We start from the raw sequence: 14229 nt of genomic DNA, 5'->3' as shown, positions 1-14229 counted from the left end.
TCGTTCGTCCACGGCCCGGCGCATCGCGGCGCGACGCTCAGGCGCGCGGCGGCGGCGTCAGGTACGCGGCCGTCGAGCCCGGCTCGCCCTCCTTGATTTCCATCCGCGCGATCGCCTGCAGGTGCACCTCGTCCGGGCCGTCCGCGAAGCGCAGCGCGCGGCCCCAGGTCCACAGGTCGGCGAGCGGCGTATCGGGGCTCAGGCCCGCGGCACCGAACACCTGCATCGCGCGGTCGCACACGTTCGTGTACACGGTCGGCACCAGCGCCTTGATCATCGAGATTTCCTTGCGCGCGGCCTTCGCGCCGACCTTGTCGATCATCCACGCGGCCTTCAGCACGAGCAGCCGCGCCTGTTCGATCTCGATGCGCGAACGCGCGATCCAGTCGCCGACCGTGCCGTGCCGGTTCAGCGGCTTGCCGAACGCGACGCGCGACTGCGCGCGGTCGACCATCAGCTCCAGCGCCAGCTCGGCCGCGCCGATCGAGCGCATGCAGTGGTGGATACGACCCGGCCCGAGGCGGGCCTGCGCGAGCGCGAAGCCGCTGCCTTCCTCGCCGAGCAGGTTGCTCGCCGGCACGCGCACGTTGTCGAATGTGATTTCGCAGTGCCCTTCCGGCGCGACGTGATTGACCACCGTGATGTTGCGCACGATCGTCACGCCCGGCGTGTCGCGCGGCACGAGGATCATGCTCTGCTGCCGGTGCGACTCGGCCTCGGGATCGGTCTTGCCCATCACGATGAAGATCTTGCAGTTCGGATGCGCGGCGTTGGTGATGAACCACTTGCGGCCGTTGATCACGTACTCGTCACCCACGCGTTCGATGCGCGTCGTGACGTTCGTCGCGTCCGATGACGCCACGTCCGGCTCGGTCATCGCGAACGCCGAGCGGATCTCGCCGCGCAGCAGCGGCTTCAGCCACTGCTCGCGTTGCTCCGGCGACGCGAACATGTGCAGCAGCTCCATGTTGCCGGTGTCCGGCGCGTTGCAGTTGAACACTTCCGACGCCCAGCCCACGCGGCCCATGATCTCGGCGAGCGGCGCGTATTCGAGGTTCGTCAGGCCCGTGCCCGGCTCGTCGTCCTTCAGGTGCGGCAGGAACAGGTTCCACAGCCCTTCCGCCTTCGCGCGCTCCTTCAGCTCCTCCATGAACGACACGGGGTACTGGCCCGCGTGCACTTCCTCGTTCCACTGGCGGATGCGCGGCACGATGTGCGCGTCCATGAATGCGCGCACGCGGCTGCGCAGTTCTTCCACTTTCGGGGTATAGCCAAAGTCCATGATCGACTCCTCGATTCCGTTCGTTCGGTTCGGTCAGAAGGCCGAGACACCGCCGTCGACGGCGACGGCCTGCCCGGTCAGATAGGTGTTGTCCTTCGCGCACAGCGACAGCATCGTCGCGACGATTTCCTCGGGCCGGCCGAGCCGCTTCATCGGCGAGCCCTGTGCGAGAAAGTCCTGCCGATCGCCGATATCGCTGTCGGTGACCATCGGCGTCGTGCTGTAGAACGGGCACACCGCGTTCACGCGGATGCCGTGGCGCGCGTATTCGATGGCCGCCGTCTTCGTGAGCCCGACCACCGCATGCTTCGACGCCGCGTACGCGGCCAGCTTCGGCGCGCCGCCGAGCCCGGCCATCGACGCGACGTTCAGGATCACGCCTTCGCGCTGCGCGAGCATCTGGCGGATCTGGTGCTTCATCCCGAAGAACACGCCCTTCGCGTTCACCGCGAAGCTCAGGTCGAGATCGGCTTCGTCGGTGTCGATCAGCGCCTTCATCGGCGGCGCGATGCCCGCGTTGTTGATGCCGACGTCGAGCCGGCCGAAACGCTCGGCGGCCGCATGCACGAGCGACGCCACCTCGGCCTCGACGCGCACGTCGCAGCGCTGCGCGATCACGTCGGCGCCGGCCGCGCGCAGCGGCGCGGCCACGCGTTCGAGCGCGTCGCCGTTCAGGTCGCCGAGCGCCAAGCGCGCGCCCATCGCGGCCAGCTCGCTCGCGAGCAACGCGCCGAAGCCGCTCGCGGCGCCGGTGATCATCACGGCCTGGCCGGCGTAGCTGTCGATTCTCATCGCGCGCTCAGATCGTCAGGCCGCCGTCGACGACGATGCACTCGCCGTTCGTGTAGCTCGCCGCGTCCGACACGAGATACAGCACGGTGCCGGCCATTTCGCGCGGCTCCGCATGACGGCGCAGCGGAATCTTGCCCATCCAGGTTTCGTAGATGTCCTTGTCGGCGAAGAGCGCGCCGGCGAATTTCGTCTTCGTGAGACCCGGCAGCAGCGCGTTCACGCGGATGCCGAGCGGCCCGCATTCCTTCGCGAACGCCTTCGTCATGTTGACGACCGCGGCCTTCGTGATCGAATAGATGCCCTGCCGGTCGCCCGGCTGCAGCGCGTTCACCGACGCCGTGTTGACGATCGCGCCGCCGCCGTGCGTCTTCATCAGCTTGCCGGCTTCGACCGACATGAAGAAGTAGCCGCGGATGTTCACGTCGACGGTCTTCTCGTAGGCGGCGAGGTCGGTATCGAGGATGTGCCCGAAATACGGATTCGCGGCCGCGTTGTTCACCAGGATGTCGAGGCGGCCGTGCTTGCCGCGGATGTGCTCGAACGTCGCGGCGATGTCCTCGAGCCGCCCGACGTGGCAGGCGAGCGCCTCGGCGCGGCCGCCGGCCGCGACGATCTCGTCGGCCACGGCCCGGCAGTCGTCGAGCTTGCGGCTCGACACGATCACGTGCGCGCCCTGCTCGGCGAGCAGTTTCGCGATTTCCTCGCCGATGCCGCGGCTCGCGCCCGTCACCAGTGCGATCTTGCCCGTCAGGTCGAACAGATTCGTTGCCATGTTGCTGTGCTCCTCCATTGATATGGTGTCGTGCCGCGCGTCGTGGCGGCCGCTTCAGCGATGCGCGTCGATCACGCCGACGGCCAGTTCGGCGAGCCGCCCGGCCATCGCGCCGACGCGCAGCGCCTGTTCGCTCGATGCGTTGCCCTGCAGCGCGCGCGCCTTCACGCCCTGCGTGATCGATGCGAGCCGGAAGAAACTGAACGCGAGGTAGAAGTGCCAGTCGCGGATCGGCTCGATGCCGCGCAGTTCGCAATAGCGCGCGACGATCGCCGCTTCGTCCGGCACGCCGAGTGCGGCGCGATCCTGGCCCGCGAGCCCGCGCACCTGCCCGCCGGACGGCAGCCGCAGGCACATGCAGAGATACGCGAGATCGGCGAGCGGGTTGCCGAGCGTCGACAGCTCCCAGTCGAGCACGGCTTGCACGCGATAGCTGTCGCGCGCGAACATCAGGTTGTCGATCCGGAAATCGCCGTGCACCAGCGTCGGCCGGCCCGTGTCGGCGGGGCACGCCTTCGGCAGCCAGTCGATCAGCGTCTCCATCGCGTCGAGGCGCTCCGTTTCCGCCGCGCGGTACTGCTTCGTCCACACGCCGATCTGGCGCTCGAAGTAGTTGCCCGGGCGGCCGTAGTCGGCGAGGCCCACCGCGTCGACGTCGACGTCGTGCAACGCGGCCATCGTCTGCAGCAGCGCGTCGTAGCAGGCCGCGCGATCGGCCTTCGGCAGCTCGGGCAGCGCCGGGTCCCAGAAGATCCGGCCGTCCTCGAAGCTCATCACGTAGAACATGCTGCCGATCACGTCGCGGTCTTCACAGAGGTGATACGGACGCGCGACCGGCACCGCGGTGCCCGACAGCGCGCTCAGCACGCGGAATTCGCGGTCGACCGCGTGCGCGGACTTCAGCAGTTCGCCCGGCGGCTGACGGCGCAGCACATAGCGGCCGCTCTTCGCGTTCAGCAGGAAAGTCGGATTCGACTGGCCGCCGGCAAACTTCTCCGTGTCGACCGGGCCTTCGAAGCCCGGCACGTGCGCTTCCAGATAGCGGGTGAGGCGGGCTACGTCGAGTTGCTGGGTAGGATTCGTCATCGTCGCGATCGTTCGTGGGTCAGCCGTAGGTTCGCAGCGCGTGTCGTTCGGGATCCTCCAGATGCGGGATCCCATTGAACGACGCGAGGTGGAACGCATCGGCGTTGAAGAAAAACTGCGAAAGGCTGCTGTTGCGGATCTGCAGGTTCAGCGCGATCGCGCTCGCCGGCGGGGCGGCCAGCACCTGCTGCACGGTGACCGCGATCGGGCCGCCGGAGCTCACCGCCAGCACGCGCTGGCCGCCGCCGTGGCGGATGGCCGCGCGCGCATCGGCCACGCGCTGCTGGAAGTGCGCCCAGGTCTCGGGCGCCGAATCGTCGAGCTTGTCTTCCGACCAGAGCTGCAGCACCTGCCGGAGCGCGCGGAAATGCTCCTTCATCGAGCCGGCCGCGAGGCGGGCGATGTCCGGGTAGTCGTGCGCGGCAGCGGCGAACAGCCCATGGAAGTCGTATTCGTTCAGGCCCGGATGGCGCTCGACCGGCGCGCCTTCGCGGCCCATGCCGCGCAGGATCGCGTCGACCGTCTGCGCGTGGCGGTGCTGCGTGCCGCAGACCACGCGGTCGAACGCCAGGCCCTGCTGCGCGAAGTATTCGCCGAGCCAGACGCCCTGCTGCTCGCCCGCCGCGGACAAACGGTCGTAGTCGTCCGCGCCGAAGGACGCCTGCCCGTGCCGTACCAGAAAAAGTTCAGCCATCGCCTGTCCGCCAGATCAGAAGGATTCAGCATAGGGGGCCGGCACGCATTTTTAAACTTTATTTTCTGAATCGCCCGGTATTCATTTTGTGAATTCGGTGTCTGCCGAATCTTGCCGACGCCCCGCGCGCCGTCGCCGCGGCACACGAATTGCTCCACTCGGCTTCGGCGGGAGAACCGCGATGTCCAATCCATTCCAGGAGGGGTGCGATGCTCGGTACGATCCTTATCGTCATACTGATTCTGCTACTCATCGGTGCATTTCCTGCATGGCCTCACAGCCGAAGCTGGGGCTACTGGCCTTCGAGCACCGTCGGGCTGATCGTCATCATCGTCGTCATACTCGTGCTGCTGGGTCGCATCTGACGCCGCAGCACGCCGGCCGGGCAGGCCGCGCCCCTTATGAAACAATGGCGAACGGCCCGGCCGGGCATACCGGAACGTGTTCATCGCGACACCGGGATGGCCGGCGTTCGATTCATCGGAACGACGCGCGTCACGCGGCGTCGATCACCGTCATCCGTAAGAGACGCAAGCCATGAATGCAGACGGACAAGCACGCGTCGCCCCCGTGGCGAATCTGGAAGGATGGTGCAATTTCGATGCGCACTCATCCGAGTGCGATGCGGATCATGCGCGCATCCAGGCGGAGCTGGAGACCGAAATACACCCGGCGCATCCGTTTTACCGGCGCCGTCTCGAAGTCGTCGCGCACGCCCTGGGTTGCGACGATGTGCTGTGTACGCACGTCGACGAACCCGGACGCTATTCCGTGCTGCATCTCACCTGGGGCGGCCGCCCCGAGATCGGCTCGTGTCCCACCATCGATTTCGATGGCGACCGGCAGGCGGTCGCGAAGTATTTCGACTGTTCATAGCGGGGCATCCGCGCGTGCGGCGTCGTGGCGTCACGCTTGCGGTCGTTCGCAGCCAGATCGCCCCGAGGGTCCGGCAGTTGCGAAGCGCTGCAACTCAGCCGCCCACGTCTGCCGGGCTGAATCACGGCCCGCTCACGCGGCATGCTTGCCCGCTGCGGCGAAAGCCGGCGTGCGCAGCACGATCTTGCCGATGTGGCGGCCGGAATCCATCAGCACGTGGGCCGCGCTCGCATCGCGCAGGTCGAAGGCCTGATACACCTGCGGCGTCACCGTGCGCTGCCTGATCAGCGGCCACACGGCCTCTTCCAGTTCGCGGATGATCTGCGCCTTCTCCGCGTAGGTGCGCGAGCGCAGCGTCGAGCCGATGTGCGTGAGCCGCTTGGTGAGCATCGGAAACAGGTCGAGCTCCTTCGCGGGCCCGTTGATCACGCCGATCTGGACAATGCGGCCGTTCATCGCCGCTGCCGCGAAATTGCGTGCGACGTAGTCGCCCGCGATGATGTCGACGATCACGTCGACGCCCTTGCCGTCAGTGAAGCGCTTGACCGCGTCGACGAAATCCTCGTCGCGGTAGTTGATCGCGAGATCCGCGCCGAGCCGCAGGCTCGCGTCGCGCTGCGCGTCCGAGCCCACCGTCGTGATGATGGTCGACGCGCCGAACGCCTTCGCCAGCATCGTCGCCGTCGTGCCGATGCCCGACGCGCCGCCGTGAATCAGCACGCTTTCGCCGGCCCTGAAGCCGCCCCGCTGGAACAGGTTCAGCCAGACCGTCATGAAGGTTTCGGGCATCGCCGCCGCTTCCGTCATGTCGAGGCCCTCGGGAATCGCGAGCGTATTGCTCTCGTTCGCCACCGCGTATTCCGCGTAGCCGCCGCCCGGGATCAGCGCGCAGACTTCGTCGCCGATCGCAAAGCGCGTGACGTTGCGACCGATCGCGACAACTTCGCCGGCAACCTCGAGACCGGGAATGTCGGACGCGCCGGGCGGCGGATCGTACAGCCCCTTGCGCTGGAAGACGTCGGGGCCGTTCACGCCCGCGGCGTGAATGCGGATCAGCACTTCGTCCGGAGCCGGCGACGGCACGTCGCGCGCGGTCGGCACGAGCACGTCGGGGCCGCCGGGATGCACGATTTCGATCGCCGTCATGCGGGCGGGCAGGGGTTTCATTTCATCAGTCACGATATGATCCTCAACGTTCGTCGATGCGCGGTCGATTCGCGGATCATCCTCGAATCGCGGCATCGCAATGGGTGTGAAGACAGTCTAGGGACGGTGCCGCTCGCAGGCACGCAGTGAATTGCCGAACGAGGAATGCAAAAATGCATCAGTCAGCACAAGCGATGAACTGGGACGACGCGCGCGTGTTCCTCGCGATCCATCGCGAACGCACGTTGCGCCGCGCGGCGCAGACGCTGGGGGTCGACCAGGCGACGGTCGGGCGCCGGCTCGCGCAGCTCGAGCACATGCTCGGCGCCACGCTGTTCCTGCGCTCGTCGAAGGGCTACCTGACCACGCCGGTCGGCGAGCTGGCGCTGCGCGCCGCCGAGGCGATGGAGCTGCACGCGCACGAACTCGTCCGGCTGACGCAGGGCGTCGACCGGCGGCTCGCCGGCGAGGTCAAGATCACGACGACCGATGCGCTCGCGCTCGAATTCGTGATGCCGTCGATCGCGCGGCTGCATGCGAAGCATCCCGACGTATGCGTGTCGCTGAACACGTCGACTCACGTCCTGAACCTGGCGAAGCGCGAGGCCGACATCGCGGTGCGCACCGTGCGGCCCGACAATCCCGACCTCGTCGCGCGCCGCCTCGCGTGCTGGGACATGGGCCTGTTCGCTTCGCACGACTATCTGCAACGGCACGGCGAGCCCGCGCCAGGCAGCGCGTTCGCGGGGCACGACCTGGTCGTCTACCAGCCGTACGTCGACGCGAGCCGGAAGCCGGCGATCGCCGGCGTACCGATCGACGCCGGGCGCATCGTCGCGCGGATGAATTCGAGCCTGATGATGCGCGCCGCGCTGCGCGCGGGCCTCGGCATCGGCGAAATCCCGGTGTACATGGGCGAACGCGACGGCCTCGCCCGCGTCCTGCCCATGCAGATGCGCGAAGCGCCCTATGAGGTCTGGCTCGTCACGCATCGCGACCTGCGCCACACCGCGCGCATCCGCGCGACGATCGACGAGATCGTGTCCGCGTTCGACACGCATCGGTAAAACACGCCGGCACCCCCCGCGCGCACCGCCGCCCGGCCTCCGTTCGACGGCGTTTCCCATGCGGTAGTATGGCGACTCGATGGAAACCCCGACGGATTCACACGAATGTCCCTGCCTGATCTCCCGCCCCTTTCCAGCGCCGGCCCGGACGCGCAGGCGCTCGTCCTCATCGCCGAGGACGAACCCGAGATTGCCGAGATCCTGACCGCCTATCTCGCGCGCGGCGGCCTGCGCACCGTGCATGCGGCCGACGGCCGCCGCGCACTCGAACTGCACCTGCAGCTCAAGCCCGACCTCGTGCTGCTCGACGTGCAGATGCCGCACGTCGACGGCTGGAAGGTGCTCGCCGAAATCCGCCATCGCGGCGACACGCCGGTCATCATGCTGACCGCGCTCGACCAGGACATCGACAAGCTCACCGGCCTGCGCATCGGCGCCGACGACTACGTGGTGAAGCCGTTCAATCCCGCCGAAGTCGTCGCGCGCGCGCAGGCAGTGCTGCGCCGCTCGATGGCCGGCGCGCGCCAGGAAGAACAGCGCGTGCTGCGCGTCGCGCCGTTCGAGATCGACCTCGAACGCCACGAAGCCACGCTCGAAGTGGGCAGCGAACGGCACACGCTCGCGCTGACGCTCACCGAATTCAAGCTGCTCGCGCAGCTCGCGCGCGCGCCGCGGCGTGTGTTCAGCCGCGCCGAGCTGATGGCGACCTGCCTGCCGGAAGGCGACGCGCTGGAGCGCACGGTGGACAGCCACGTCAGCAAGCTGCGCAAGAAGCTCGACGACCTCGGCGTGCAGGGCGTGCCCGTCAGCGTGCGCGGCGTCGGCTACAAGCTCTGGAGCTGAACCCGTGAAGCTCGACGGCCTGAGCCGGCAGATCGCGCTGACCATGGCCGGGATGGTGTTCGGCGTGACGCTGCTGATGGTGCTCACCGCCATTGCTTTCTACTACGTCGCGTTCAACTACTGGCCCGCGCACTTCAACACGAAGAGCTGGCTGCCGACCACGCCGGAATGGCTGTGGCTGATCGCGACCACGTCGGTCGGCCTCGTGCTGTCGGTCGCGGTGGCCGTCAATCTCGCACGCCGCATCCTCGTGCCGTTGAACTCGGTCACCGACAGCATTCGCCGCGTCGCGCGCGGCGATCTCGACGCGCGCGCCGTCGCGGGCGACCGCTCGCTGCACGAAGCCGCGCTGCTCGCGGACAACTTCAACGCGCTCGCCGACGAACTGCAGCGCGTGACCAACGAGCAGGCGATCTGGAACGCCGCGATCGCGCACGAGTTGCGCACGCCCGTCACGGTGCTGCGCGGGCGCCTGCAGGGGCTCGCCGAAGGCGTGTTCAAGCCCGACGAAGCGCAGTTCCGCAGCCTGCTCGCGCAGGTCGAAGGGCTGACGCGGCTGATCGAGGATCTGCGCGTGGTCAGCCTCGCGGACAGCGGCCACCTGAGCATCGAGATCCGCGACACCGATCTTGCCGCCGAGGTGCGCGCCGTGGTCGACGTGTACGCGCACGCGATGCAGGCCGCCGGCCAGCACCCGGTGCTCGATCTCGACACGCGGCGCATGCGCTGCGACCCGGTGCGCATCCGTCAGGCGCTGCTGGCGCTGCTGGAAAACGCGCGCCGCCATGCGGTGCCCGGCGCGATCCGCATCCAGACGCGTATCGAACAGCGGATGTGCCGGCTGCGCGTCGAGGACGACGGCCCCGGCATCCCGGCCGACTTCGCGCCGCACGTGTTCAAGGCATTCCGGCGCGCAGACGGCACGCAACGGGGCGGCAGCGGCCTCGGGCTCGCGGTCGTCGCGGCGATCGCGCATGCGCATCACGGCGAGGCCGTCTGCATGCCGACCGGCGCGGGCGGCACGCGGTTCGAAGTGCAATGGCCCGACAACCTCGCGCCGACGCCGGACAACGCGCGCTTTCCGGCTTGAGAAGCGGGCCTCAACGCTTTCGCGCTTTCACCTCCTTACGCTTTCACGCTCGCGGTTCGCGCCCGATCTCTTCGAGCGGCGGGTGGAACCCGAGCACCGTGTACTCCCGCACGGACACCGTCCCTTTCCCGGCCGCGCCCTGCACGACCACCGCGCGCACGGCGCCGGCCCGGTCGAATTTCAGGCGGGTGCCGACGGTCGCGTTGCGCAGCGCCTCCAGCTCCTCGATCCGCGCGATCGCCAGCTTGCGCACCGCGCCGGATACGTACACCGGCAGGAACACCAGCGCGATGAAGATCGACACCGTGTCCTTCGATGCGCTGTCGAGCACCGGCTGACCCGACATCACGAGCGACAGCGACGTCGCCGCGACGAAGATCGCGAGCACGGTCGCGCCTACGCCGAGCGACGAGAACCGCTCGGCCGCCTTTTTCATGCGGGCCTTCACGAGCGCGCGCGTGGCCGCGGACGGCACCAGCCATTCGCGCTGCGCGCCGTGATATCCGGCGAAGCCGAGGAACAGCGTCGCGACGGCGCTGATGCCGATGCTGGTGTACAGCGCGTCGAACAGCATGCAGAGGAATTCGAGGACGAACACGATCACCGGCGGCCACAGCAGCAGACGGAACGAATAGCCGCCGCGGCCATGCCCGCGGATCCACCATTTCACCGGCGGCCACTCCCAGAAGCGGCTCTCGCGGCGGAGTGAAAGTTCTTCGTCGTCGGTCAATTCTTCACCTGTGATGCTCCGTTGCGCCGGATGCGGCCGACGCCGCCGACGCGCGTGAAACGGCAATGAACACCTGGGGTTATCGATTGATCCCAAAGATTCATTGGACAGTGTCTCCACCGCCGCGCGATGCTGGCCCGACCAGTGAACGCGGCGTCATCGCCATGCCGCGCACGAGAATGGAGTGAGACATGCCCAACGACCACCGTCAACGGCGCCACACGCTGTGGCTGCTTTGCGCGCTTTCGTTCATCCTCTACGTCGACCGCGTCAACCTCGCGACCGCGGCCGGCGCGATCAAGGCCGAACTCGGCCTGTCGAATACCGAACTTGGCGTCGCATTCTCCGCGTTCGCGTATTCCTATGCAATCTGCCAGATCGGCGGCGGCTGGATCGCCGACCGGTTCGGCGCCCGCATCACGCTGATCGGCTGCGGGCTGATCTGGGTCGTGTCGACCTTCACCACCGGGTTCGTGCACAGCCTCGGGCTGCTGTTCGCCGCGCGCCTGCTGCTCGGCATCGGCGAAGGCGCGACGCTGCCGGCCCAGGCCCGCGCGATCACCCACTGGTTCCCGCGCGAGCGGCGCGGCGTCGTGCAGGGCTTCACGCATTCGTTCTCGCGGCTCGGCAACGCGGTCACGCCGCCGATCGTCGCCGCGCTGATGACCTGGCTGTCGTGGCGCGCCGCGTTCTTCGTGATCGGCGCGGTCACGCTGGTGTGGCTCGCGTGGTGGATCGTCGGCTTCCGCGAACATCCGCTGGGCGACGCAGCCGCCGGCGGCCGCCCGCATCCCGCACGCCCCGCGCCGCCGGCCGGCCCGACGCCGTGGGGGCCGCTGTTGCGCCGGATGGCGCCGACCATCTTCGTGTACTTCTGCTACGGCTGGACCGCGTGGCTGTTCTTCACGTGGCTGCCGACGTTCTTCCTGAACGGCCAGGGGCTGAACCTGAAATCGACCGCGCTGTTCGCGTCCGGCGTGTTCTTCGCGGGCGTGGCGGGCGACACGCTCGGCGGCTGGCTGTGCGACCGCATCTACCGGAAGACCGGCAATCTCGCGCTGTCGCGCCAGAGCGTGATCGTCGCGAGCTTCGTCGGCGCGCTCGTGTGCCTGCTGCCGCTCGCGCTCGTGCATTCGACGGCCGGCGTCGCGCTGTGCCTGTCGGGGTCGTTCCTGTGTCTCGAACTGACGATCGGGCCGATCTGGGCCGTACCGAGCGACATCGCGCCGACCCACGCCGGCATCGCGAGCGGGATGATGAACGCGGGCTCCGCGATCTCGGGCATCCTGTCGCCGATCCTGTTCGGCTATCTCGTCGATCGCACGGGAAGCTGGACCGTGCCGTTCATCGGCTCGGTCGCGATGCTGCTGATCGGTATCGTCGCCGCGCTGCGGATCCGGCCGGAGCGCACACTCGCGGAATCGATGCCGGCGCTCGTCGATGCGCCCGCCGCGCCGTAGACGCACTGACACCGCTCGCTCAGGGTTCGCCTGCGTCAGCCGTCCGGGCGGCGGCGCCGTCACGCGTCACCGTGTGCCGCGATGGCGGCGTGCGACCGGCCCGGTTTGCCTGGCTGGTTCGGCTGGTTCGGCCGGCGCGGCTGACTTGGCGGGTTCTTCCGGCGTGGCTCACTCGGCTGGTTCGGCCGCTCCGGCTGCCGCGGCTGGTTCGGCCAACGCGGCCGGCGCGGCGGGCTCGGCCGCCTCGGCTGGCAAACCACCCCGTTACACGCGGCCGTCATCGCCCGCCCCGTCCTGGTGAAACAGCGCGAGAAACTGCTGCGCGGGGATGCTCAGCGGCCGGTCGCGCCGCACGAGGCTGCCGTACGACGGCAGCTTCTGTTCGAGCGTGTAATCGATGATCGCGACGAGCCCGTGCGCCGCATTGCGCCGCGCCACCGTCAGCGGAATCACGCCGAGCATCGACGAGCGGTCGACGAGATTCATCGTCGTCAGGATCGACCCCGTTTCGACCAGCCCGCGCGGCATCGGCTGATGCCGGGCGTTGAACTCCCGCTCGACGACCTCGCGCGCCGGGCTGCCGGCCGGCTGCAGGATCCACGTGTAATCGAGCAGCGCGTCGAATTCCACCGCCCCCGCACCCGCGAGCGGATGGTCGCGGCCCGCGATGATCGCGAGCGCCTCGTCGTCCACCACGCGGAAGTCGCAATCGGTCCCGACGTGGCGCCCGATCACCACTTCGAGCACGCCTTCGCGCAGTTGCGGCATCAGCCGGTCGCTCGTATCCACCGCGATGTCGATCGCGAGCAGCGGGTAACGCGCCTTCAATTGCACGAGCGCCTCGGTGAGCCGCCCCGGCGACGCCGCCATGATGCTGCCGATCGCGAGCCGCCCCGCGCTGCCGAGCTGCAGTTCGCCGAGCTCGCGGTTCAGCGCCTCCACGCTGCCGCGGATCCCGCGGAAATAGCCGAGCACGCGCGCGCCGGCCGGATTCAGCACGAGCCCGCGCCCGACGCGATCGAACAGCCGCTGGCCGAGTGCACTCTCCAGTTCGGCCAGCATCTTCGTCGCGGCCGGCTGCGTGAGGCCCATCTGATCGGCCGCCGCGCGCAGCGTCGAGCATTCGTCCACGGCCAGCAGCAGCGCGATCTGCCGCATCCGCAGCCGGTTCAGCAACTGCGGGGTCGAGTCTCGTCGGTCGATCGAGCCCATCTCTGATTACTCCAGGTTATCGATTCATCAAGAGTTTTCAATTTACCGACTCATTCCGTCTACCTAGCATCAACCCCATAGACAAACGGCCACGCGCCGCCACCGGAGACACCGTATGACCGCCCCCTCGCCCGCCGCCCCCCTGCCCGTCGTCGCGCTGACGCTCGGCGACCCCGCCGGCATCGGCGCCGAACTGATCGCGAAACTGCTCGCGCGCCCCGACGCAACTTCCCGCGCGAATCTCGTGCTGATCGGCGATCGCTGGCTGTGGGAAGCCGGCCAGCGCGTGGCCGGCGTCGCGGTCGACGTCGAGCCCGTCGCGTCGCTCGCCGCCGCGCGCGGCCGGCGCTCGACCGCGCGCGCCGCGTTCGTCGCCGTCGACACGATCGCCCCGGCCGACGTCACGGTCGGGCAGCCCGGCGCAGCCGGCGGCCGCTCGACGCTGACCGTGCTCGACCTGTGCCTCGACGCGGCGCTCGCCGGCGACATCGACGCGATCTGCTTCGCGCCGCTGAACAAGTACGCGATGAAGCTCGGCGGGCTGAAACACGAGGACGAGCTGCACCACTTCGCCGAAGCGCTCGGCGTGACCGGCTACTTTTGCGAATTCAACACGCTCGGCGAGCTGTGGACCGCGCGCATCTCGTCGCACATTCCGCTGAAGGATGCGCCGCGCTACCTGAGCATCGAGCGGATCGAGCAGGCCTCCGAACTGATCTACCGGTCGCTGCTCGCGAACGGTGTCGCGGCGCCGAAAGTGGCGATCGCCGCGTTCAACCCGCACGGCGGCGACGGCGGCAGCTGCGGCCGCGAGGAAGTCGACATCATCGAGCCGGCGGTGCGCAAGCTGCAGTCGCGCGACTGGCCGACCGACGCGCCGTTCCACGGCCCGTTCCCCGCCGACACGATCTTCCTGAAGGCGCAGGCCGGCGACTACCAGGCGATCGTCACGATGTACCACGACCAGGGGCAGATCGCGATCAAGCTGCTCGGCTTCTCGCGCGGCGTCACCGTGCAGGGCGGGCTGCCCGTGCCGATCACGACGCCCGCGCACGGCACCGCGTACGACATCGCGGGCCGCGGCACGGCCGACGTCGGCGCAACCTGGCAGGCGCTGCAGATCGCGTGCCGGATGGGCGCCGCGCGCCGCACTGCCACCGTTTCGGCGTGACGTTCGCG

The 14229-nt window shown here is 68.6% G+C and carries 15 protein-coding genes; 7 read left to right on the top strand and 8 right to left on the bottom strand.

Going from position 1 to position 14229, the window contains the following annotated elements; all coding sequences use genetic code 11:
- Positions 1–37 precede the first annotated feature (37 nt).
- From WJ16_RS20480 to WJ16_RS20460, 5 genes are read right to left on the bottom strand one after another with little or no spacing between them, the layout of a single operon-like run.
- Positions 38–1282, bottom strand: coding sequence for an acyl-CoA dehydrogenase family protein (locus WJ16_RS20480; RefSeq protein WP_069258942.1), 1245 nt, complete (start codon positions 1280–1282; stop codon positions 38–40).
- Positions 1283–1315: 33 nt separating this feature from the next.
- Positions 1316–2074: an SDR family NAD(P)-dependent oxidoreductase gene (locus WJ16_RS20475; RefSeq protein WP_069258941.1), complete on the bottom strand. Its 759-nt coding sequence runs from the start codon at positions 2072–2074 to the stop codon at positions 1316–1318.
- Positions 2075–2081: 7 nt separating this feature from the next.
- Entirely contained in the window at positions 2082–2846 is a 765-nt protein-coding gene (locus tag WJ16_RS20470) for an SDR family oxidoreductase (RefSeq protein WP_069261050.1), read from the bottom strand.
- A gap of 54 nt (positions 2847–2900) precedes the next feature.
- Positions 2901–3932 (bottom strand): phosphotransferase, encoded by a 1032-nt coding sequence (locus tag WJ16_RS20465; protein WP_069258940.1) that lies wholly within the window; start codon positions 3930–3932, stop codon positions 2901–2903.
- Between the two features lie 19 nt (positions 3933–3951).
- Complete coding sequence (locus tag WJ16_RS20460) at positions 3952–4626, bottom strand: histidine phosphatase family protein (RefSeq protein ID WP_069258939.1); 675 nt, start codon at positions 4624–4626, stop codon at positions 3952–3954.
- Positions 4627–4835: 209 nt separating this feature from the next.
- On the opposite strand from WJ16_RS20460, the gene WJ16_RS20455 reads away from it, so the two are divergent.
- Both WJ16_RS20455 and WJ16_RS20450 read left to right on the top strand, forming a co-directional pair.
- Positions 4836–4991, top strand: a complete 156-nt coding sequence (locus WJ16_RS20455; RefSeq protein ID WP_069258938.1) for a DUF3309 family protein — start codon at positions 4836–4838, stop codon at positions 4989–4991.
- Between the two features lie 172 nt (positions 4992–5163).
- Entirely contained in the window at positions 5164–5502 is a 339-nt protein-coding gene (locus WJ16_RS20450) for a hypothetical protein (protein ID WP_157126838.1), read from the top strand.
- 132 nt (positions 5503–5634) lie between these two features.
- Here WJ16_RS20450 and WJ16_RS20445 read toward each other — a convergent pair whose 3' ends face one another.
- Positions 5635–6648 (bottom strand): NAD(P)H-quinone oxidoreductase, encoded by a 1014-nt coding sequence (locus WJ16_RS20445; RefSeq protein ID WP_069258936.1) that lies wholly within the window; start codon positions 6646–6648, stop codon positions 5635–5637.
- A 173-nt stretch (positions 6649–6821) separates the two neighbouring features.
- Between WJ16_RS20445 and WJ16_RS20440 the strand changes: the two genes are divergently transcribed.
- The 3 genes from WJ16_RS20440 (at position 6822) to WJ16_RS20430 (ending at position 9648) form a co-directional block, all read left to right on the top strand.
- Entirely contained in the window at positions 6822–7715 is an 894-nt protein-coding gene (locus tag WJ16_RS20440; RefSeq protein WP_236858358.1) for a LysR family transcriptional regulator, read from the top strand.
- Positions 7716–7820: 105 nt separating this feature from the next.
- Positions 7821–8558: a response regulator gene (locus tag WJ16_RS20435; RefSeq protein WP_107310687.1), complete on the top strand. Its 738-nt coding sequence runs from the start codon at positions 7821–7823 to the stop codon at positions 8556–8558.
- A gap of 4 nt (positions 8559–8562) precedes the next feature.
- Complete coding sequence (locus tag WJ16_RS20430) at positions 8563–9648, top strand: ATP-binding protein (protein ID WP_069258934.1); 1086 nt, start codon at positions 8563–8565, stop codon at positions 9646–9648.
- A 43-nt stretch (positions 9649–9691) separates the two neighbouring features.
- Here the strand turns inward: WJ16_RS20430 and WJ16_RS20425 are convergent, their stop codons facing one another.
- Positions 9692–10378, bottom strand: a complete 687-nt coding sequence (locus tag WJ16_RS20425) for a hypothetical protein (RefSeq protein WP_069258933.1) — start codon at positions 10376–10378, stop codon at positions 9692–9694.
- A gap of 191 nt (positions 10379–10569) precedes the next feature.
- Between WJ16_RS20425 and WJ16_RS20420 the strand changes: the two genes are divergently transcribed.
- Entirely contained in the window at positions 10570–11838 is a 1269-nt protein-coding gene (locus tag WJ16_RS20420) for an MFS transporter (RefSeq protein ID WP_069258932.1), read from the top strand.
- Positions 11839–12102: 264 nt separating this feature from the next.
- Here WJ16_RS20420 and WJ16_RS20415 read toward each other — a convergent pair whose 3' ends face one another.
- Positions 12103–13050: a LysR family transcriptional regulator gene (locus WJ16_RS20415; RefSeq protein ID WP_069258931.1), complete on the bottom strand. Its 948-nt coding sequence runs from the start codon at positions 13048–13050 to the stop codon at positions 12103–12105.
- 115 nt (positions 13051–13165) lie between these two features.
- On the opposite strand from WJ16_RS20415, the gene WJ16_RS20410 reads away from it, so the two are divergent.
- The gene (locus WJ16_RS20410) at positions 13166–14221 is read left to right on the top strand and encodes a 4-hydroxythreonine-4-phosphate dehydrogenase PdxA (RefSeq protein WP_069258930.1); all 1056 of its coding nucleotides are present in this window, start codon (positions 13166–13168) and stop codon (positions 14219–14221) included.
- Positions 14222–14229: the final 8 nt, after the last annotated feature.

The organism is Burkholderia metallica (assembly GCF_001718555.1).
Lineage (GTDB): Bacteria > Pseudomonadota > Gammaproteobacteria > Burkholderiales > Burkholderiaceae > Burkholderia > Burkholderia metallica.
Note: the sequence above shows the minus strand (reverse complement) of the source record. Positions and strands in the feature narration are given on the sequence as shown.